We start from the raw sequence: 21,225 nt of genomic DNA, 5'->3' as shown, positions 1-21,225 counted from the left end.
TTTGTGCTGCAATAAAAATTCGTTGACATGAAATATTACATAATAGCTGGCGAAGCTTCTGGCGATTTACACGGTTCAAATTTAATGAAAGCATTATATGAGGAAGACCCTCAGGCCGAGATTAGATTTTGGGGCGGCGATTTAATGCAGAAAGCCGGCGGAACATTGGTAAAGCATTATCGCGAATTGGCTTTTATGGGATTTGTTGAAGTGGTTTTTAATTTAAAAACGATTTTAAACAACATCAAATTCTGTAAAAAAGACATCTCAGAATTTAAACCCGATGTTTTAATTTTTATTGATTATCCAGGCTTTAATATGCGCATTGCAAAATGGGCCAAAGCACTCAATTACAGAACACATTATTATATTTCACCACAAATTTGGGCCTGGAAAGAAAATCGTATCAATGCTATCAAACAAGACGTTGACAGGATGTTTGTGATTTTGCCTTTTGAAAAAAGTTTTTATGAAGACAAACATCATTTTCCGGTAGATTTTGTTGGCCATCCGTTGATTGATGCCATTCAAAATCAGCCTGCATTTAACGAATCGGCTTTTAGAGCAGAACATAATTTGGGAGAAAAACCAATTATTGCCGTTTTGCCTGGAAGCCGTAAACAGGAAATTACAAAAATGTTAAGCGTAATGCTGAGTGTTGTAGATGATTTCCAGGATTATGAATTTGTTATTGCCGGGGCACCAAGCCAGGATTATGAATTTTATCAGCAGTTTATAAAAAACAAAAACATCGCATTTGTTTCGAATAAAACCTACGATTTATTGCGTTCCTCAACTGCCGCATTGGTTACTTCAGGAACAGCAACTTTAGAAACGGCACTTTTTAAAGTTCCAGAAGTAGTTTGCTACAAAGGAAGCGCGATCTCCTATCAAATTGCCAAAAGAATTATTACTTTAAAATATATTTCGCTTGTTAACTTAATCATGGATCAAGAAGTTGTTACTGAATTGATTCAAAGTGAATGCAATACAAAACGCATAAAAGAAGAATTAAACAAACTTCTTGAACCTTCTCATCGTGAAAAACTGCTGAAAAATTATGATATTTTAGAGCAAAAACTTGGTGGAGTTGGTGCAAGCAAAAAAACTGCAAAACTAATTGTTGCCGATTTAAAATCTTAAATAGCTTTTATTTTGAAAAAAATAGCCGTCTTCTTTCTTTTATCAATCGTGTTGGTTTCTTGTAAATCGACTTCGACTGCTGTGACCAAAAGCGAATCAAAAAAAGAAAACAGATCTCTGGTTAAAAATTTAATTGAAACCGCAACAGACAATATTGGTGTAAAATACAAAGCCGGAGGAACAACAAGAAGCGGTTTTGACTGTTCTGGCTTAGTTTATACAACTTTCGAATCTGAGAACATAAAACTCCCAAGAAGTTCTTACGAACAAGCCAAAATTGGAAAAGTAATTCCACTTAACGATGCAAAGAAAGGAGATTTGATTTTCTTTAAAACCAATAAAAGCAGGCAGATCAATCATGTTGGACTTATTACCGAAGTAAATTCAGATGAGATAAGATTTGTGCATTCTTCTACTTCAAAAGGTGTTATAATATCTTCTACAAAAGAAGCGTATTATAAAAACGCATTCGAACAGGTAAACAGAGTAATCGAATAAATAAAATATATTTATTTTCTTACAAATTTTTAATACTTTTAGGCCATGAAAGTATTAGATTTTCCTTTAATTAAAATTACGATTGGCTTTCTGTTCGGAATTTTAGTGTCTTATTATTATCAGCCTTCTTTAAAAATCTCACTCCTCCTTCTTGGGGTTTGCAGCTTTTTATTTTTTGCGTCTTATTTTCTTTCAAAGAGAAATAAAAACACCGCTGCTTTATTTGGAATCAGCAGTTATTTTATTTCAGTTACAATAGGAATATGCGTTTTGCTTTTTCATACTGATCGTTTTGATAAATCCAATTACACGCATTCAAAAACAGCTTTTGAAGAACCTCATTTCATCACATTCACCTTACGCGAGAAACTCAAAAGTAACAACTATAATGATCGCTATATTGCATTAGTAAATGCAATAGACAAAAAAAGACATTCAGGCAAAATTATTGTAAATATCCAAAAAGACAGCCTGAAAAATCCATTACTAATTGGAAATATAATTCGGGTTAACACCACTTTACAGCGAACCTCTTCGAGTAAAAATCCTAATCAGTTTGATTATGCCAAATACTTAGCAGACAAACAGATTTACGCACAATTGTATTGCAAAAAATCTGAAATCTAGATTAACAAAACAATCAAAAAAGACATTTGGTATTATTCTGGCCAGCTGCATTCGACTATTCTTAAAAATCTAGAAAAAGCAAATTTCAGCCAAGACGAAATGAATGTTGCCCTGGCTTTAATTTTAGGACAGCAGCAAGAAATAGCAGCCGATATTATAAAAGATTATCAATATTCCGGAGCTACACATGTTCTTTCGGTTTCAGGACTGCACGTGGGTTTTATTATGCTTTTTATAATGTTTGTTTTAAAACCAATTCCAAACCACCGAAAAGGTTCTGCCATAAAACTGGCTTCTATTTTAATTTCGCTGGCAGGTTTTGCCGTTATCTCAGGATTGTCGCCATCGGTTTTGCGTTCTGTTGTTATGTTTTCTTTTGTAGCAATTGGAAATCATTTACGCCGAAGCGGCAATATATACCATACTTTGTTGGTTTCTATTTTATTAATTCTTCTTTTTGAACCTTATTTCTTATTTGACGTTGGTTTTCAGCTGAGTTATTTAGCATTATTTTTTATTGTTTGGCTTCAGCCGATATTAAAAAAAATCTGGTCTCCAAGAAACAAAACCGCAATTAACATTTGGGACGCACTAACCGTTTCTTTTGCGGCGCAAATTGGCACTTTACCTTTATGTCTTTACTATTTCCATCAGTTTCCTGGATTATTTTTTGTCACCAATATTATAATCCTGCCCGTTTTATCCTTTATCATGATCGCCGGAATTATCGTGATGATTGTTGCGATCTTTACTAGTCCGCCTGTATTTTTGATTTTTCTTTTTGAAAAAAGCATTTTCATTTTAAATAAAATGATTCATTATGTCGCTTCATTTGAATCATTTGTTATCCAGGATATCAGCTTCAATTTCTATTACTTAATTACTCTTTATTTCGTAATTATAAGCATCGTTATATGGTTAAAAAAACCAACTTATAAAAAACTGATTATCGTTTTTACCTCTATAATTTTCTACCAGATTTCTTTAATTTATACTAAAAGAGAAATAGCAGAACAAAAAGAATTAATTGTTTATAACGTCAGAAAAAATAGTTTAATTTCTAAAAGAAACGGGCAAAGTATTACACTTTTTGCCCGGGATACTGCTAACAAAAACACTGCTTTCAATTCTTATTTAGTAGGTAATTTTGCGGTTCTAGATTATTCTTACCAAATTAAAAATGTGCTTTTTTTTAATGGAAATAAAATCTCTATTATTGACAGCACAGGCGTGTATCAAACCAAAATCCAGCCCGATGTTTTGGTCCTGACTCAATCTCCCAAAATAAATTTAGACAGACTTCTGTTTGAACTCCGGCCGAAAATTATTATTGCAGATGGTTCAAATTCTTATGCTCTTCAAAAAATATGGAAAATAACCTGCGAGAAAAAAAATATCCCTTTTCATGCCACTGCCGAAAAGGGATTTTATAGGTTAAATTAATCTTCTTCTATTCTGGATTTATGATCAAATTAGAATCTGCAATCCAGGCTTTTACACCATTAGAGTTATAAGACAATTTGCCTAATGTATTAAAACTCGTTTTTCCCTTTCGAATAGAACCGCTGGCAAAACAAACCTCTGGAATATTCTCAACTCCAAAAGCATTTTTTAACCTTATATTCTGTTCTCGCACTTCACTTTCTATGTTCGAGTCAGATAAATCAAGTTTTACCAGAATTACATTCTTACGAGACCATTTTTCAAAATCCGGCGTTTTAAATACCTCATTTTGTAAAGCTTCAGAGGCACCAGTCGCCGTAAATAAAATCAGTAAAGGTTTTCGCTGCTCATTACTAGCCGTAATTGCATCGGTCATATTCGTTTTCCATTCTAAATTTTGAGAACTCGCCAAAATTGTAACTAAAAAAAATAGTAAAATAAGTAGTTTTCGGGTCATAATTATTGGTTTTTGGTTGTGTTAATAAAACTAAATTAACACAAAAGCAATACCCAACAATCTACTTTAAAACAAATAGTTACAAAAAATAAGCATTAAAATGAAATTAATTATTTAAGGTTCAATATTTGAAAAAAACGAAAAATTAACCACACTAAAATATTAAATGTACAATACACATTTGATATTGTTTAAAAAAAATATCCCTTTCCTGCATAGCCGAAAAGGGATTCTACAAATTAAACTAAGAAACTTAATTTAAATTTATTACTCACTTGGATGCAGGATATTATTTGATTCTGCAATCCATGATTTTGCTCCTCCTGGTTTATAAGCAATTTTACCAAGAGCACTAAAAGTTGTTTTATTTTTTCTTACCGAAGCAACTGCGTAGCAAACTTCCGGAAGATCCTGAACTCCAAAGGCATTTTTTAATCTGATATTTTGTTCTTTATCACCATCAGAAGCTGTTGAGTCTGATAAATCCAGTTTTACCAGTATCACGTTATCACGCGACCAAACGGCAAAATCCGGGGTTTTAAAGATTTCATTTTGAAGATTTTCTGGTACACCTGAGGCAGTGAATAAAATTAACATTGGTTTTTTTTGTTCATTACTGATGGCTATTGCATCAGTCATACTTGTTCGCCATGCCAGAGTCTGAGCCTGCGCGAAAAATGAACCTAAAAAAAACAGTAGGACAAGTAATTTTTTAGTCATATTATATTGGTTTTGGTTAGTATAGCGCAACTAAATTAACACAATATTTTAATTATCCAAATTATATCAACTTAAAAAATACATTATATGTTTTTTTACTTATAATTTAATACATAAATAATAATTTCAATGATATTAAATGAAAATCTTTTCTTACTAAACAAAAAAACTCCTTACATTACTGTAAGGAGTTTAACATATAAAATATATTTTTAAATCTCTTTCTTTATGATTTTTTAGGATGAACAATTCCCTCAGCTACTGTCAGCCAAGCCGATGGTCCTCCGGCAACATAGCCTGTTTTTCCAAGTCCTTTAAAATTAATTTTTCCGTCTTTGGCTTCAGCACTTGTAAAGAACACTGTTGGAAATCCCTGAATTCCAAAAGCTTGCTGCAATTCATTATTTTGACTTTTAAGTTCCGGAGTCTGTGCAACACTTCTTGGATAATCTAATTCTACCAAAACAACATTATCAGCTGCCCATTTTTTGAATTCAGCTGTTTTTAAAACTTCATTTTGCAAACGAATACACCAGCCGCACCAATCGCTTCCTGTAAAAAACATTAACATTGGTTTTTGTTCTTTATTACTTATTGTAATTGCTTCTTTAACATCAGTATACCATTTTAGTTCTTGTGCCTGAACGACAAACGAACTAACCAGTAAGAAAGCCATCAAAAAAAATCTTTTCATAATGTATTATTTTCCACAAATTTAAACAAAAAATAAATTCATAAGCAGTTGTTATTTTACTTCCTGCATTAATTTTTTAATTAACGGAGTTGCAACAATCAAAACGACACCAGCAATCAAGGAATACAATGCTAATTGATAATATCCATCTGTATAAGCAATCAGTTTAGACATTAAAGTTGTTCCTGTATTAGCGTTAGACATTTCAGCTCCTAATTTTCCGGCGGCAAACTGTCCGAACGCACTCGATAAGAACCATAATCCCATCATCATCCCGAATAATCGTTTAGGAGATAATTTTGTAATTACAGACATTCCGATTGGCCCAATACACAATTCTCCAAGAGTATACAAAAGATATCCTAAAGCAAAGACATCTAGAGAACTTAATCCGTTTGCATCTACAAAAAATCTGGCACTGTAAAAAATAAAGAAACCTGCAGCCAGCAATATAAAAGACAAACCAAACTTGATAACTGTATTTGGCTCAATTTTTCGCTTGAACATAAATATCCACAGCAACCCAACTAGCGGACTAAAAATAATAACATAAAGTGAATTTATACTATTATTTACCACGTTTGGATCAATATTAAAAAACAACAATTTGTTAGTCAAATTATCTTTGGCAAACAAAGACAACGAACCTCCGGATTGCTCTGAAATAGCCATAAACATAAAGTATCCAAAAATAAATACAAATGCTGCCAAAAGTTTGCGCTGCTGCTTAGAATCTTTTATTTGTATCAACTCATATAAAAAATACCCTACTGCAGCAATTCCAATTGTGTACATGAAATATTCTGTAAAATCAGAGTTGATAACCATAATATACACTAATGGTATTACAACAAAAGAACCTACATAAACAGCTGTCTCGTAAAGATTACGTTTTTTAGGTGTATGATTTTCTAATGGAGAATTTCCAATTGGCGCTAAATGTTTTTTTGTTAAAAGGAAAGTCACAACTCCAATTATCATAACAATTGCCGCAGAAAGAAAACACAGACTCCACGAATAGTTCTTTCCTAAATAAATTGGTATCGCTCCACCAAGCATTCCTCCAATATTAATTCCCGCGTAAAACAGTCCGTAACCTGCATCTCGGCGTCCATCATTTTCATGATACAACTCCCCTACCATTGAAGATACATTCGGCTTAAAAAAACCTGTTCCAATAATAGAAAGTGTTATTCCGTAATAAAAGAAATCATGTGGTGAAGCCGCAATCAGCAAGTTCCCCAAAATCATTACAATTCCTCCAAAGAGAAGTGATTTCTTAAATCCTAAAATTTTATCTGCAAAAATTCCCCCAATAAATGTAAAAGCATAAACAAAAGCTTGAATTGCTCCATATTGAAGATTTGCTTTTCCTTCCAGCAGCCCTAACTGGTCTACCATAAAAAAAGCTAAAACACCACGCATTCCGTAGAAACAAAAACGCTCCCACATTTCAACCAAAAACAAGTACCACAATTGTTTTGGGTACTTGCCTTTAAAATTTTGAATTTCTTCTAAAGTTATTTTACTTTCCATATTATCTAACGCCATGCATCATTTTTTTCAAGAATGGAGTCAAAGCAAATAAGATAATTGCTGCAATACCTGTAAGAACTACAAATACCATAAAAAACTCATATAAATTGTGTATTTCGAATCCGGCAAAAAAGTGGTTGTGTGCACTAATTTGATGTTTTTCTAATAAAGACAACTGTTCTGCAGTTGGCACTATTTTGTTATCTAAAACTGCCTGAAGATCAATTCCCAGTTCTTTTGCTTTTTTAAATTTATCACCCGTTGCAGGCAAGATCGAACCTAAAGTTCCTCCTAAAGCATAACCAGAAGCATTAGACAAGAAAAATACTCCGTATAATAATGATGCGAAACGTTTTGGAGATAATTTACCTACCAACGACAAACCAATTGGAGATAAACACAACTCAGCACATGTATTTAAGAAATATAACAAGATAAGCCATTTTACTAATAACTGCCCTGAAGTTCCTATATAAGAAACCTGTGTAGCAATCATAAAGAAACTTATCGAAATAACTACTAATCCTACCGCTAATTTTACCGGAGAAATCGGCTCTTTGTCTTTCGCTCTTAAAGTATCCCAAAGTATACTGAAAGGCACTGCTAATATTACCACAAATAGACCGTTAAAGATCTGAACCATCGACGGAGGCATCTGCCATCCAAAGAAATTTCTATCTGTCTGGTTATCGGCAATAAATGTTAATGACGAACCTGCCTGCTCAAAAGCGGCCCAGAAGAAAATAATAAAGAACGAAACGATATAAATTACAATAATTCTGTCTCTTTCTATTTTAGTTAAAGAAGTATCTGAAATGATTAATCCGGCCAATGATAAACCACTTGAATAAATTAAAGTATAAATCAAATTCTGACCTACAACATAATGGAAAAATAATCCTAACCCAATAAATGCGATTCCTGCAATGGTTAAAGCTTTATTAGAAAAATTAGCTTTTTGTGCCTCTCCTTCTTCAAAATCAGAAGCATCGTTTTTAGATGGCAAACCTCCTAATGGTTTTCCTTCCGGAGATACCACGTATTTGTTTTTCAAAAAGTAAAAAAGAATTGTTCCTAATAACATTGCTACAGAAGCAGCCATGAATCCCCATCTAAAAGCGTGAATATCTCTAATACCGCCAGCATCTTTCACATCTCCTAACAATGGACAAATAGACTGGCCTAAGAAAGCCCCAATATTAATTCCCATATAGAAAATAGTAAAAGCACTATCTAATTTTGTTTTTTCTTGTTTAGGATATAAACTTCCAACCATACTGGAAATATTTGGTTTGAAGAATCCGTTACCAAAAACAATTACTCCCAATGCAGAGTACATGATGATTTTAGCTAAACTCAAATTAGACTCAAAAATACTTCCACTTGTAAACAACAGCATTTGTCCAATTGCCATTAATAAACCACCTAATAAGATACAATTTCTGTTTCCTAAAAAACGATCGGCGATGAACCCTCCCAACATTGGCGTCAGATAACAAAGTCCAAGGAAACCTCCATAAATTAAAGACGCTTCTTCTTCCTTCATCAATAATGAATTCACAAGAAATAAAGTTAATAAAGCTCGCATTCCATAAAAATTGAATCGCTCCCACATTTCTGTTCCAAACAATACCCAAAGCCCTTTTGGATGCGCAGTTTTTACTTGAGTTTCTTTCATATTATTCACTATTTATTTGATTTTGATAAAGTTATATTATAAATTTTCTTTGATAAAGTTAGTCATTTTATTATAAAGCTGAATTCTCGTTTTACCACCAAAAATACCGTGGTTTTTATCTGGATATATTTGAGAATCGAATTGCTTATTAGCCTGAATTAAGGCTTCCATCATTTGCATTGAGTTTTGAACGTGAACGTTGTCATCGCCAGAACCGTGAATCAATAAAAACTTACCTTTTAATTTATCAACGTGATTTATTGGAGAGTTTTGGTCGTAGCCGCTTGCATTTTCCTGAGGAGTCTGCATGTATCTTTCGGTGTAAACACTGTCATAAAATCTCCAGTTTGTAACCGGCGCAACAGCGATTGCCATTTTAAATACGTCATTTCCTTGAAAAATACAGTTAGAAGCCATAAAACCTCCATAACTCCATCCGAAAATTCCAATTCTTGAAGCATCAACATACGGATATGCGCCAATTACTTTTGCAGCATCGATTTGATCTTGTACTTCGTATTTTCCTAATTCTTTTTGAGTTACTTTTTTGAAATCAGCACCCTTAAAACCAGTTCCTCTTCCGTCAACACAAGCCACGATGTAACCTTGCTGCGTAAGAGAGGCAAACCAATAATCATCAGAATTATTCCAATCGTTATTTACCTGCTGCGATCCCGGACCAGAATATTGATACATGAAAACAGGATATTTTTTAGACGGATCAAAATCTTTCGGTTTTAAAATCCATGCATTCAGTTCGTTTCCTTTAGCTGTTTTTAGAACGAAAAATTCTTTAGCAGGAAGATTGTATATTTTTAATTTATCGGCAAGCTCCTGATTGTTTTCGATAACCTGAATTTCTTTTCCGGTTTTAGCCTCATTCAAAGTATAAGTAGTTGGCACTAAATTGCTAGAGAAAGTCGTAATAAAATATTGAAAGTTAGGACTGAAAGTCGCTGCACTTGTTCCAACTTTTGTTGTTAAACGGGTTTTGTTTTTTCCGTCTAAACCAATTCTGTAAATATCTCTGTTGATAGAACCATTTTCTGTAGACTGGTAGAAAATAGTTTTTGTTTTTTCATCTAAACCGTAGTACGAAACCACTTCCCAGTTTCCTTTTGTAACCTGATTTTTAAGTTTTCCGGTTTTATCATATAAATAAATATGATTGAAACCGTCTTTTTCACTTGTCCAGATAAAGCTGTTATCTTTTAAGAAAGTCAAATTATCTGTAACATCAACATAAGCTTTGTCTTTTTCATTTAAAACCACTTTTGCAGCCGCCGTAGTTCCGTCAACAAAAAGTAAATCAAGATTATCCTGATGGCGGTTTAAAACCTGAGCTGACAAGGTATTATTATCATTTGTCCACTGCATTCTTGCAATATAGAAGTCATTATAATTTCCTAAATCAACTTTTTTAGAAGCATTTCCTGTGACATCATAAATATGTAATGAAACTACCGAATTTTTCTCTCCTGCTTTAGGATATTTGAAAGTTTCGATTGTTGGATATAAATCCTTGTGAAACATTGACATAGAAAACTCAGGAACCTGACTTTCGTCAAAACGAATAAAAGCTAATTTTTTGCTGTCTTTACTCCAGTCAAATGCCCGTACAAAAGCAAATTCTTCTTCATAAACCCAGTCTGTAATACCATTTATAACCGCATTTTTCTTTCCATCTGTGGTAACTGCTGTAGATTTTTTTGAAGCTACATCGTAAACATATAAATTGTTCTCTTGTGCATAAGCGATTTTTGTTCCATCAGGAGAAAAAGTTGGCTCCTGAATTTGAAAATCGACCAGTTTTGTTAATGATTTTGAAGCAATATCGTATAAAAAATAATCTGCTGTAAAAGAGTGACGGAAGATTTGTTTAGAATTACAAGCAATTAAGATCTTTTTTTCTGCAGCATCAAAAGTATAGCTTTTAATTCCAACTGAAAGTTCTTTATGGTTTTTAGTATCAATAAGGTTCGACACTTTTTTTAGGGTTGCAAAATCGTATAAATCAATCTGCATACTTCTGCTTGCCTGGTCAACATTTAAAACTGTATATTGATTTGTATTTTTTAAGGATTGCAGCTCATCCATTCCTTTTGCGCGAAATGCCCCGCCATAAATATTTTCAACCGTTATTTTTTGCTGCCCAAAAACTGCCGCAACTATAAATAAAAGTACTACAGTAATTTTACTTGTATTCATTAGAATTATTTTAAATATAAAAAGAGCCCAATTTTAGTAAAAAAAATAAACATAATACACATTTTAAGTGTTAAATGTTAAAAAAAATAACGATTGCGTATTTTCATGTTCGAAATACATTGCAAACAAAACTCTTAAAATAGTATCTTTGCCGCAACATTATTATTTAATATATTGAGAATGAACAACGCTGTTGCCGGATTTTCTAAATTATCCAAAAAAGAAAAAATAAACTGGATCGCCAATGAATATTTTTCGACTCCCGAAGAGGCTTTAAATATTATAAGAAATTACTGGAATTCAGACGAAAAGCTTCAACAGCTGCATGATGAATTTATCGAAAATACGATTACCAATTTATATATTCCACTTGGAGTTGCCCCTAATTTTTTAATCAACGGAAAGTACAAAACGATTCCAATGGCAATTGAAGAAAGTTCAGTTGTGGCAGCAGCATCAAAAGCGGCAAAATTTTGGGCTGCGCGCGGCGGCTTTAAAGCAACCATAATTGATACCGAAAAAATTGGACAGGTTCATTTTACTTTTAATGGTGATGCCGAAAAATTACAATCCTTCTTTCAAGAGATAAAACCAAAATTTTTCTCTGACACACAAAGCATTACAAAAAACATGCAGGAACGTGGCGGCGGAATATTGGATATTCACTTAAAAGACAAACGAAATTTACTCGAAAATTACTATCAGCTTCATGCCACTTTTGAAACCAAAGACAGCATGGGCGCTAATTTTATCAATTCATGTCTGGAACAGTTTGCCACGACTTTAAAAGAAGAATTTCAGCATTCTGATTTATTTTCTGATGAAGACACTTTGACTGTAATAATGAGTATCTTATCAAATTATGTCCCCAACTGTCTTGTAAGAGCCGAGGTTTCATGTCCAATTGAAGATTTAGCTGAAAAACACATACAAAATCCGCAAGATTTTGCGGAGCGTTTTGTTCAGGCCGTTCAAATTGCCGAAATTGAACCTTTTAGAGCCGTAACACACAACAAAGGTATCATGAATGGTGTAGATGCCGTAGTCCTGGCAACAGGAAATGACTTTAGAGCTGTAGAGGCAGGAGTTCATGCTTACGCTTCAAAAAACGGTCAATATGCAAGTTTATCCCATGCAAAAATAGAAAACGGAATCTTTACATTCTGGCTGGAAATTCCACTGGCTTTAGGAACCGTGGGCGGATTGACTTCTTTGCACCCATTGGTAAAATTATGTCTGGAAATGCTGGAAAAACCGTCTGCAAAAGAATTAATGGAAATTACGGCAGTTGCAGGTTTGGCACAAAATTTTGCTGCCTTACGCTCTTTAACTACAACCGGAATTCAGGAAGGCCACATGAAAATGCACCTAAACAATATCATCAATCAATTTGAAGCCACAGATGAAGAGCGTCAGTTAATCAAAAGTCATTTCAAAAAAACGGCAGTAACCCACAGCGCTGTAGTAGAATTTATTGAAAGTTTAAGAAAATAATTAGAAGCTAATCCCGCTATTCGTTGCAATCTTTAGCTTTTTAAAGAAAAAAGCTAAAGGATTTCCACTTCTATCGGGGCTAAAAAATACGTATGGCAGCAAGTTTTTACAGTAACGGAAAATTATTAATTTCTGGAGAATATTTAGTTTTAGACGGTGCAGATGCATTTGCACTGCCAACAAAGTTTGGTCAGGATTTAATTGTTGAAAAGGGAGAAAACAATACAATCGATTGGAAAAGCTACGACTATGACAAACATCTTTGGTTTGAAGACAGCATTTCATTTGATGACGTTAAAACAAATCCGGCTTTTGAGGTCGAAACTGTAAAAACAACCCTGATTACCATTCTGCATGAAGCTTATATTTTAAATCCTGATTTTATTCAAAAATCAAAAGGATATAAAATTACAACAAACCTAACCTTTCCAAGAAAATGGGGATTAGGCACATCATCGACGTTGATTAACAATATTGCACAATGGACAAAAATTAATGCCTTCACGCTTCTTAAAAACAGCTTTGGTGGCAGCGGTTATGACATTGCCTGCGCTCAAAATAACACTCCCATTATATATAAGGTAGAAAACAACAGCGTTCAAGCAGTAGAATTCAACCCGGATTTTACTCAAAACATCTACTTTGTTTATCTAAATAAAAAACAAAATAGTAAAGCTGCAATACATGCTTACAATAGACACAAAGATCAAAACTTAAGCAAAAGTGTTATTGATAATAATAAAATCACAAATGAAATTTTGAATGCTAAAACGTTAAAACAGTTTGCTTATGCAGTCGAAAAACACGAAATTCATTTGAGTAATATTCTTGAAATCGAAACCATTAAAGAAATTGCTTTTCCTGATTTTAGCGGCACCATTAAAAGTCTAGGAGCCTGGGGAGGAGATTTTGTAATGGTAATTTCAAAAGAAAATCCAAGGGATTATTTTGTTTCAAAAGGATATGAAACAATTCTTTCTTATGATGAAATGATTTTGCAAGAATAATATTTTATCCCAAAGTAGAATCAGTAATTTACCTTTTGATCAGCCATGTGTTTTGCTTCTAAATGACGCACTTTTTCATTCTCCTGCTCATTAGATTCAATCAGTGTATTGTGTAAACGTTCGGCCATTTTTTCTATACTATTAGTAATAGAATCGTACACCAGTTCCATTCTGCGGTGTTTTTCTTCTTTTACAGCCCTTAAAACATCTTCAACAAAAACCTTATCGTACTTTTCAGCCACTGAGTCACGGGTATTAGTAAGCCTGATCACATAATCGTTACTCAAAATAGTAACTTTAAAATGCTGTTCTTCATTGCTTAAATAATATTTACCGCCTAATTCATCAACATTGATGTCAGTACTGCTAACTTTTAAAAGTTCCGTAATTATTCCAAAAATGTGATTTTCAATTTTAGAATACACTTTAGGTTTTCTTCTTAAAAAACTAAACATATAAAACATTAAATGCTTGAATATTAAAGTATTTTTTCATCATTTGCCCACAATCTTTATTTAACATTAATAGTTAAAATTTTACATTTGTTAAAATAAAAATTTCGACAAATTAACTGTAATAATTTGAAAATCACAAATTTTTGAGATTATATTTCCATAATTCCCATATAGTTAAGGAAATGACATACAATATTTACTACAAAACATTTAGTTAGTATTTAAACAAAGAAAACCCGAAACATTCAACTGAACGTTTCGGGTTTTTTATAATTTTATTTTACTAAAAACTAGTAGTTAAATTGCAATCTATTGTCTTCAATTTTAGCATTGTTTTTCAACGCTGGTAAAATTCTGTTTGCATCAGATGCACTTTGAGATTTTACTTTAGCAACATACTCAGCATGATTTGCAAGAGCAGGAGCTTTTACAGTACTGATATTTTTTACTACATAAACTCCAGTGTTTCCTTCAATTGGAGCAGAAAGTTTATTCGCAGCTAAAGCAAATGCATTACCTACCACTTTTGGCTCTTGTCCAACTCCTCCAGGTAAAACAGGATTTTCTAAAGTTACGTTTGCTGCTTGTTGTACAGCGACACCAGCACTTTTAGCAATAGCTTCAATACTTGAACCTGTCATTTTAGCTTTTAAAATTTCAGCTTTTTTCTTGTTTTTCAAGATTGGCTCAACATAAGGTCTTGCCATAGTAACAGAAACTAAACCAGATTTGTTTTCGCTTTTGTATTGAGCAATTACGTGACCAATATTAGCTAATTCAAAACGTTTTACATCTCCTGTATTTGTTTCTTTATCAAATGCCCATCTGATGATGTTTCTTTGGTTTCCTAATGGTCCGAATTGTTCGTCCATAGCTTTTGCAGATATAGGACCCGCAACTTTTAAACCTAATTCTTTTGCTGTAGCAGCAAAGTCTTTATCAGCAGCTTCCATTTCAAATTTAGTTGCCAATGTAAATACTTTATCAGAAGTAGCTTCAGATGGCTCAATTTTTTGAGCAATTGTAGCTAAACGAATTCCGTCTTGTTTATCTGTAACTTTGATAATGTGGAAACCGAAAGGAGTTTCTACTAAACCAATTTTTCCAATTGCATTACTGAATACAAAATCATTGAATGGTTTTACCATTTGGCCTTGACCAAAATATCCTAAATCACCACCTTGTTGTGCAGATGAATCATCAGAGCTTGTAAAAGCCAGCATCATGAAACTATCAGGATTTGCCTGAACCTGAGCCAGAATTTCTTCTGCTTTAGCTTTAGCTTCTTCTTTAGTTCTCTTTTCTTTTTGGTTTGGAGTTTGAGAACCTTCGTAACCAATTAAGATATGACTTGCTTTTGCATTCACACCAGCTTTAAATCCTAAAGATTTAGAGATAGCATAATATCTTCCATAAACATAAGGCCCGTAAATTGATCCTGCCGGTAAGCTGAATAATTTATCAGCATCTACTGCCGGAAGACTGTTTTTAGCCACATAAGTAGAATCGTAAGGAACATCAGAATTTGCATTTACAAATTCAGCAATGTTAGTTGCGTTTCTAAAACCTGGCAATGTATCGTTTTTCCCTGTTTTTGCATTGTAAACAACACTTCCAGATAGAAGAGCTGTCATTTTAGCTTTAATTTCAGCCTCATCTTCTTTTGAAGCTTTGTCTTCAACTAAAACGTATTGAATTTCACGAGTTGCATCCGCTTTGAATTTTTTCTCGTTTTTCTTCATATAATCTACGATATCTGAATCAGAAATTTTTACTTCACTATCTTTAATAGAAGAGTATAATGCTCCAGCGTAAGCAAAGTTTACTTTGTTAGCTTCCATTTCATATTTCAGCTTTCCTTCACTAGCAGTTGTGTAAAGTCCAGATTTTACTAAAGTATTGTAAATTTGAAATTTCGCATTTAATTCAGCATCTTTTTCTTTTTCAGAAATATATTGAGCTGCTTCAGGGTTTGCTTTGAAGTAGTCTTTAAATTTAACTACATCAAACATTCCTGCTGCGTTTAAAAACATAGGGTTTTTACCAATATTTGGATCTGATTTTAAAACTTCAAGTAAGTGTTTTTCACCAACTCTCAATCCTAATTTATCAAACTGAGTTGATAATAAAGCGATTGAAACTTCTTGATCCCAAACTCTGTTTGCAGCTTCAGTGGAAGTAATTCCTTGACCACTTTTTTCAAGATTACTAACTTTAACTCTAAAGTCTTCAAATGAAATATCTTTTCCATCGATGCTTCCTACATCTTTTGAACTTTGACCAAATGTTCCTCTAGTAAATAGATCTTGTATTATAAATGCAAATAATGCAAGTGCAATAACTCCTATCAATAAAGCGGAACGCTGTCTAATTTTTGCTAAAACTGCCATTTCTAATTATCGTTAATTTTATATTCAGTTTGCGAAAATACAATTATCTAGTTAATAACAATACAACTAGTGTTTTATTTTACACAATTTTTTTTAATTATTAAAAAATTTACTCTTTTATCGTCATTTTGACCAATTCAATTTTCTTATTTGACGCTTGTTCTATCTTGAAATGAAACCTGTCAATGACAATCTTATCGCCTTTTTGCGGAATTTCTTTGGTCGAATTTACAATAAAACCTCCTAACGTTCCGTACGAATCTTCTTCCGGAATCATAAGTTTATAGGTTTCGTTTAAATACTCAACATCTAATCGAGTAGAAAACAAATACTTACCATCTCCTAAATCCTGTTCTATCAATTCTTCGTCCAGATCGTGCTCGTCTTCAATTTCTCCAAAAAGCTCTTCAACAATGTCTTCGATAGTAATAATTCCCGAAGTACCTCCATATTCATCTAAAACCACGGCTACATTTTTTCGCTTTTTTATCAAAATATTCAAAGCATCTTTTATCAGGATAGTTTCCGGCACAAACTCAACGGTCATTAAAACCGATTTGATTGTTTTGGGCTTTTTAAACAAATCAAATGAATGCACATAACCCACAATGTCATCAAGCGAATTCTGGCTTACTACAATTTTAGAATATCCGGTTTCAACAAAAAGATCTTTTAAGTCTGAAACACTTTCAAACAAATCTATTGCAACAAGTTCTGTTCTCGGTGTCATGATATCGCGTGCCTTTACACCTGAAAATTCTAATGCATTTTGAAAAATCTGAATTTCAGAGTCGACTTCATCATCATCTTCAACAGAATTCATTTGTTCCGTAATATAGTTCCCAAGCTCGATTTTGCTAAAGTATAATTGTACCTGATCCCCTTCTGTTTTGAAAAATTTTCTTAAGATAAAATCAGATATCCAGATAAAAAATGTCGAGATATAATAAAAAAGCCTGTAAAACAGGTAAGCAGGAACTGCAAAAATCTTAATTAAGGAATTGGCGTAAATTTGAAAAAACACTTTTGGAAAAAATTCGGCTGTAATTAAAACTATAAAAGTTGAAATTAGAGTTTGAACCAAAATTGTCGTTAAATCTGAAAACTGAAATCCAAAACCAATTATCCATTTAAGGACAACATCTCCCATATAAAAGCCATAAATAACAAGCGCTACATTGTTTCCAATAAGCATTGATGCAATAAACTTTGAAGGGTTTTCGGTAAGTTTGGTTAAAATTTGAGACAGAAAATTATCTTGTTTTTTCTCAATTCCAAGATAAATTTTGTTTGAGGAAATAAAGGCAATTTCCATTCCTGAAAAAAAGGCTGATAGTATTAAACATAGTATTATAATACTAATTTCCATTTTTATTATTTTTTATTTCGGTCGTTATACTTATTAAGAAATCTTCTCCTGAAGAAAAACATAAAAATTGCCATTCCGGCAATAACAAAACTTAAAGGATAACCCTCGTTATTTTCATTTAACTTTACTACTCCATCGTAAATAAAGTAAACTGCAAATAAGATATAAACGTATTGTGTGTATTTTAAATAACCCATAATTATAATTCTTCGTCTGATTCAAACTCACCGCTTATTCGCTGCGAATTGATCACTTTAAAATCTTTACTAAAATCAATTCCCTGACCAAAAGAAACCCCCTTAGCATCTGTAAGTTTAAATTTCCTTTCGGTGTAGAACCACTCATTTTTTTGATCAAAAAACATTTGTTCGGTTTCTAAAACCTGTCCAGCTTCAGATGTTATCTTTACTTTTCCCTGCAAATCGATTATCTGCGTAGGTTTATATGAAACAGCATAGTTTGCTTTTATAAAAGTACGCTTTTGTTTTTTATCATATAAAGTAACATCAATTCCTTTTGGGAATTCTGTAAAAGGAAAATCGAGATTGGAATAATCCAGCATTTTTGGACTAATCAAAATTCCGGTTATTTTTCCTGAATCTGTATATTTAATATTTACAGTATCAGCATCACTTCCCGGAACAAACTCAGAGAAGTTAATTTTCTGAACTTCTTTAAAATTACTTTCGCATCCAAAAAACAGTGTCACAGCAATAACTGTGACAACGTTTATAATATATTTCTTTGGTAAATTCATTTGCCAAATGTAATAAATTGTAATGAGCTTATAAAAACATAAATTTTTATGTTTAGTTGAATTTACTCTTCACAAACCATTTGTCATTGAAAGAGAATCCTACACTAAAGTTTACATAGTTTTCCTGAACTAAGTTTGAAGATACCGTTCCTCTTTTACCAAATTCAACTCCAATATTCAAGTTTGAGAAATAGCCCGGAATTGGGATTCCCGCTCCTAAACTCATTCCTACATCATTTATCGATTCGTTGTTAACGATTAAACCAATTTTCTCATATTTTAAACCGGCACGATATGTCACTCTGCTTAAGTAGCTGGTAAACGAAGTGTAATTTGGAATATAATAACCTCCAACAGCATATTTAGCATATTTCTCGTATCGTACGTTTTGAGTTGAGTTGTAATAATTCGTCAGCTGACCTTCTCCCTGAAAAGCCAATGTAGTACCTACAAGCCATTTTCTTGCTTCACCAATACCTACGCCAATAGTTAATTTGCTTGGAAGTTTTAATTTTTGTGATTCAGGCGCATACGTGTAAGGATCCGGATCACCGCTCACTGTGATTTCTCTTGTGCTGTCTGAATTTAAATCACTTTTAAAAGCATAACTCAAACTGGTAAATAAATTTACTTTTTTGTAAAGTTTTGCCTCGTACATAGTACCAATATCAAAATTAACACCTGATAAAGTAGAAATATTTACTTCCTGAGTAGTATTTTGAACACCTGTAACAGCCTCTAAACTTGTTGTTGTAATTTTTCCGAAATTGTATTGTATATCCGCTCCAATATTCCAGTTTGGTTTAATTTTATAGGCTAAACCAAAATATACTTTATTTATACCTCCTTGTCCGCTTAACTGAGAGCTTACTGCTCCCTCAGTTGCAGTATTATCACTAAGAATTTTATATCCTACAGATGATAACGGAACTAATCCAAACGATGCTCCAAATTTACCAATTGGAATTCCAACTGCTAAATAATCGAAAGTTGTTCTTTGTGCTTTTGCAGATTCTACATCTGTTTTTAATGTGGAAGTTCCAAAAGTTGCTCCAACAGTAAAAGTAGTCTGAATCAAACTGGCATAACTTGATGGATTATCAATATTCAAGTGAATACTATCCTGCTCAACTGCAACGCCTGCCATAGATCTAAACTCTTGTGTACCTTTAAATTTTATATCACCAATTCCATAAAAAGAATAAGGAGATGCAGTACCTTGCTGAGCAAAAGAAACGAACGATATAAGCAAACAAGCGCCTATTATAATTTTTTTAATCATTTTCGATTTTATATTGAAATGTTTGGTTCAAACTCTCCAGAAGGAAATTTGAATTGGCAAATATGGTATTTTTTAATCGTTTAGCCAAAAAATCTGCATCACCTCCCGTTAAAATTATTATAAAATTTGAAAAGTTTGCGCGATATTCATCGATAAAACCGTCAATCTCATAGACGAAGCCATTTACAACACCAGAGTGAATCGCCTGTGCAGTTGAGTTCCCAATATAAGAGTCAGGTGTTTCAAAAGTCAGCAAAGGCAGTCTGGCCGTGTAATGATGCAGTGATTCGTAACGCAGCCTAAGTCCGGGAGAAATCGCTCCGCCCAGATAATTATCATTTTCGTCGATAAAATCGTAGGTTATGCAAGTTCCGGCATCTATTACTAATCTATTTTGCTTAGGAAACTGCAAAGTGGCTCCTGCCGCCAAAATCATACGGTCAATTCCTAATGTTTTTGGCGTTGCATATTTATTATGAAAAGGAAAAACATCTTCATGCGTAAAAAAATGAACGCTTAACTGCTTTTCGAAAGTCAAAAAAGATTGTTTTTCGATGTTTCCAACCGAAGCGACAACCAAATCTGAGCAATTTTGAAATTTTTCTAAAATTTTTTTAATTTTTTCTTCGAGCTGATTCTTTTCAAAAATGAAATTCTCCAGAACAGTACTTCCCTCAAAGACAGCTGCTTTAATTCTCGTGTTTCCAACATCAACAGTTAAAATCATTTTTACTTTTTTGTTTCTGCGAAGATACGAATAGATTTTTTTTAAAAAATGTTTTGGATAAACGGAAAATGATTCTATCTTTGCACCCGCATTGAGCACAAGACGGTACCTTAGCTCAGATGGTAGAGCAATGGACTGAAAATCCATGTGTCCCTGGTTCGATCCCTGGAGGTACCACCAAAACCCGAATAGCAATATTCGGGTTTTTTTTTAATATATTTTTTACAAATGCATTATTTATACATTCTGCAGTCTAAGTCTTCGCAAAAATTCTATATTGGAGAAACAAACAATATAGATGAGCGAATTTTAAAACATCAAAATCATTTCTATTCCAATTCTTTTACCAAAATTGCGGAAGATTGGGAAGTAGTTTTAACTTTCAACTGTAAGGATAAAAACGAAGCTAAATATCTTGAGAGTTTCATTAAAAGAATGAAAAGCAAAGTTTTTAATCATAAAATCATATCAGATCCGTCTATTTTAAAAGATATTTTATCTAAAAGAAAATTATAATGTGTCCCGGGTTCTCCCGAAGCCTCGGGACTGGAGGTACCACCAAAACCCGAATAGCAATATTCGGGTTTTTTGTTTTTAATACTTTCCTATAAAAAATCTAATCTCCGTTTTTTTTTACCGCAAAGAACACAAAGATTTACGCAAAGGCACACAAAGAAAAAAAAATAGCCCACAGATTAAACAGATTTTAAAAATCATTTTAATCTGTGTAATCTGTGGCT

General features: G+C 33.0%; 20 protein-coding genes and 1 tRNA gene. 8 read left to right on the top strand and 13 right to left on the bottom strand.

What is annotated here, in order from left to right:
- The first annotated feature begins 27 nt into the window (after window positions 1-27).
- From lpxB to BKM63_RS08135, 4 genes are all read left to right on the top strand, one after another.
- Window positions 28-1,143: a lipid-A-disaccharide synthase gene (gene lpxB / locus BKM63_RS08145; protein WP_071636108.1), complete on the top strand. Its 1,116-nt coding sequence runs from the start codon at window positions 28-30 to the stop codon at window positions 1,141-1,143.
- Window positions 1,144-1,155: 12 nt separating this feature from the next.
- Entirely contained in the window at window positions 1,156-1,641 is a 486-nt protein-coding gene (locus BKM63_RS08140) for a C40 family peptidase (RefSeq protein ID WP_071636107.1), read from the top strand.
- 45 nt (window positions 1,642-1,686) lie between these two features.
- Window positions 1,687-2,268, top strand: coding sequence for a ComEC/Rec2 family competence protein (locus tag BKM63_RS23865; RefSeq protein WP_242661118.1), 582 nt, complete (start codon window positions 1,687-1,689; stop codon window positions 2,266-2,268).
- A gap of 99 nt (window positions 2,269-2,367) precedes the next feature.
- Entirely contained in the window at window positions 2,368-3,711 is a 1,344-nt protein-coding gene (locus tag BKM63_RS08135) for a ComEC/Rec2 family competence protein (protein WP_242661117.1), read from the top strand.
- 7 nt (window positions 3,712-3,718) lie between these two features.
- Here the strand turns inward: BKM63_RS08135 and BKM63_RS08130 are convergent, their stop codons facing one another.
- The 6 genes from BKM63_RS08130 to BKM63_RS08105 all read right to left on the bottom strand — a co-directional run bounded on the left by BKM63_RS08130 (window position 3,719) and on the right by BKM63_RS08105 (window position 11,004).
- Window positions 3,719-4,168 carry a hypothetical protein gene (locus BKM63_RS08130; protein WP_071636106.1) on the bottom strand — a complete coding sequence of 150 codons (450 nt, stop codon included), beginning with the start codon at window positions 4,166-4,168 and terminating at the stop codon, window positions 3,719-3,721.
- Window positions 4,169-4,435: 267 nt separating this feature from the next.
- The gene (locus tag BKM63_RS08125; protein WP_071636105.1) at window positions 4,436-4,888 is read right to left on the bottom strand and encodes a hypothetical protein; all 453 of its coding nucleotides are present in this window, start codon (window positions 4,886-4,888) and stop codon (window positions 4,436-4,438) included.
- A 226-nt stretch (window positions 4,889-5,114) separates the two neighbouring features.
- On the bottom strand, window positions 5,115-5,582 hold the full coding sequence (locus BKM63_RS08120; RefSeq protein ID WP_071636104.1) for a thioredoxin family protein: 468 nt from the start codon (window positions 5,580-5,582) through the stop codon (window positions 5,115-5,117).
- Between the two features lie 51 nt (window positions 5,583-5,633).
- The gene (locus BKM63_RS08115; RefSeq protein ID WP_071636323.1) at window positions 5,634-7,118 is read right to left on the bottom strand and encodes a peptide MFS transporter; all 1,485 of its coding nucleotides are present in this window, start codon (window positions 7,116-7,118) and stop codon (window positions 5,634-5,636) included.
- Window position 7,119: 1 nt separating this feature from the next.
- A complete protein-coding gene (locus BKM63_RS08110) occupies window positions 7,120-8,796 on the bottom strand; it encodes a peptide MFS transporter (protein WP_071636103.1) in 1,677 nt (558 codons plus the stop codon).
- A gap of 36 nt (window positions 8,797-8,832) precedes the next feature.
- Entirely contained in the window at window positions 8,833-11,004 is a 2,172-nt protein-coding gene (locus BKM63_RS08105; RefSeq protein ID WP_071636102.1) for a S9 family peptidase, read from the bottom strand.
- A gap of 180 nt (window positions 11,005-11,184) precedes the next feature.
- Here BKM63_RS08105 and BKM63_RS08100 point away from each other — a divergent pair, with 180 nt between their 5' ends.
- Complete coding sequence (locus BKM63_RS08100; protein ID WP_071636101.1) at window positions 11,185-12,498, top strand: hydroxymethylglutaryl-CoA reductase, degradative; 1,314 nt, start codon at window positions 11,185-11,187, stop codon at window positions 12,496-12,498.
- Between the two features lie 92 nt (window positions 12,499-12,590).
- Entirely contained in the window at window positions 12,591-13,505 is a 915-nt protein-coding gene (locus BKM63_RS08095; protein WP_071636100.1) for a GYDIA family GHMP kinase, read from the top strand.
- Between the two features lie 20 nt (window positions 13,506-13,525).
- On the opposite strand, the gene BKM63_RS08090 is transcribed toward BKM63_RS08095, so the two are convergent.
- The 7 genes from BKM63_RS08090 to BKM63_RS08060 form a co-directional block, all read right to left on the bottom strand.
- Entirely contained in the window at window positions 13,526-13,960 is a 435-nt protein-coding gene (locus tag BKM63_RS08090) for a hypothetical protein (RefSeq protein WP_242661116.1), read from the bottom strand.
- Between the two features lie 290 nt (window positions 13,961-14,250).
- Window positions 14,251-16,350, bottom strand: a complete 2,100-nt coding sequence (locus tag BKM63_RS08085; protein WP_071636098.1) for a peptidylprolyl isomerase — start codon at window positions 16,348-16,350, stop codon at window positions 14,251-14,253.
- A gap of 109 nt (window positions 16,351-16,459) precedes the next feature.
- Window positions 16,460-17,719: a hemolysin family protein gene (locus BKM63_RS08080; RefSeq protein ID WP_071636097.1), complete on the bottom strand. Its 1,260-nt coding sequence runs from the start codon at window positions 17,717-17,719 to the stop codon at window positions 16,460-16,462.
- Window positions 17,720-17,724: 5 nt separating this feature from the next.
- Entirely contained in the window at window positions 17,725-17,916 is a 192-nt protein-coding gene (locus BKM63_RS08075) for a hypothetical protein (protein WP_071636096.1), read from the bottom strand.
- Between the two features lie 2 nt (window positions 17,917-17,918).
- Entirely contained in the window at window positions 17,919-18,476 is a 558-nt protein-coding gene (gene lptC / locus BKM63_RS08070) for an LPS export ABC transporter periplasmic protein LptC (protein ID WP_071636095.1), read from the bottom strand.
- A gap of 52 nt (window positions 18,477-18,528) precedes the next feature.
- The gene (locus tag BKM63_RS08065) at window positions 18,529-19,758 is read right to left on the bottom strand and encodes a hypothetical protein (protein WP_071636094.1); all 1,230 of its coding nucleotides are present in this window, start codon (window positions 19,756-19,758) and stop codon (window positions 18,529-18,531) included.
- Window positions 19,751-20,485: a type III pantothenate kinase gene (locus tag BKM63_RS08060; protein ID WP_071636322.1), complete on the bottom strand. Its 735-nt coding sequence runs from the start codon at window positions 20,483-20,485 to the stop codon at window positions 19,751-19,753. Before BKM63_RS08060 ends, BKM63_RS08065 begins: the two co-directional genes overlap by 8 nt.
- A 104-nt stretch (window positions 20,486-20,589) precedes the next feature.
- Here BKM63_RS08060 and BKM63_RS08055 point away from each other — a divergent pair.
- Together BKM63_RS08055 and BKM63_RS08050 are read left to right on the top strand one after the other, a co-directional pair.
- Window positions 20,590-20,665 (top strand) — tRNA-Phe (locus BKM63_RS08055).
- A gap of 48 nt (window positions 20,666-20,713) precedes the next feature.
- Window positions 20,714-21,001: a GIY-YIG nuclease family protein gene (locus BKM63_RS08050; protein ID WP_071636093.1), complete on the top strand. Its 288-nt coding sequence runs from the start codon at window positions 20,714-20,716 to the stop codon at window positions 20,999-21,001.
- Window positions 21,002-21,225 lie beyond the last annotated feature (224 nt).

It is taken from the genome of Flavobacterium johnsoniae, from assembly GCF_001879205.1.
GTDB lineage: Bacteria > Bacteroidota > Bacteroidia > Flavobacteriales > Flavobacteriaceae > Flavobacterium > Flavobacterium johnsoniae_A.
The sequence above is the reverse complement of the archived record's forward strand: the minus strand, read 5'-3'. Positions and strand labels throughout refer to the sequence as shown.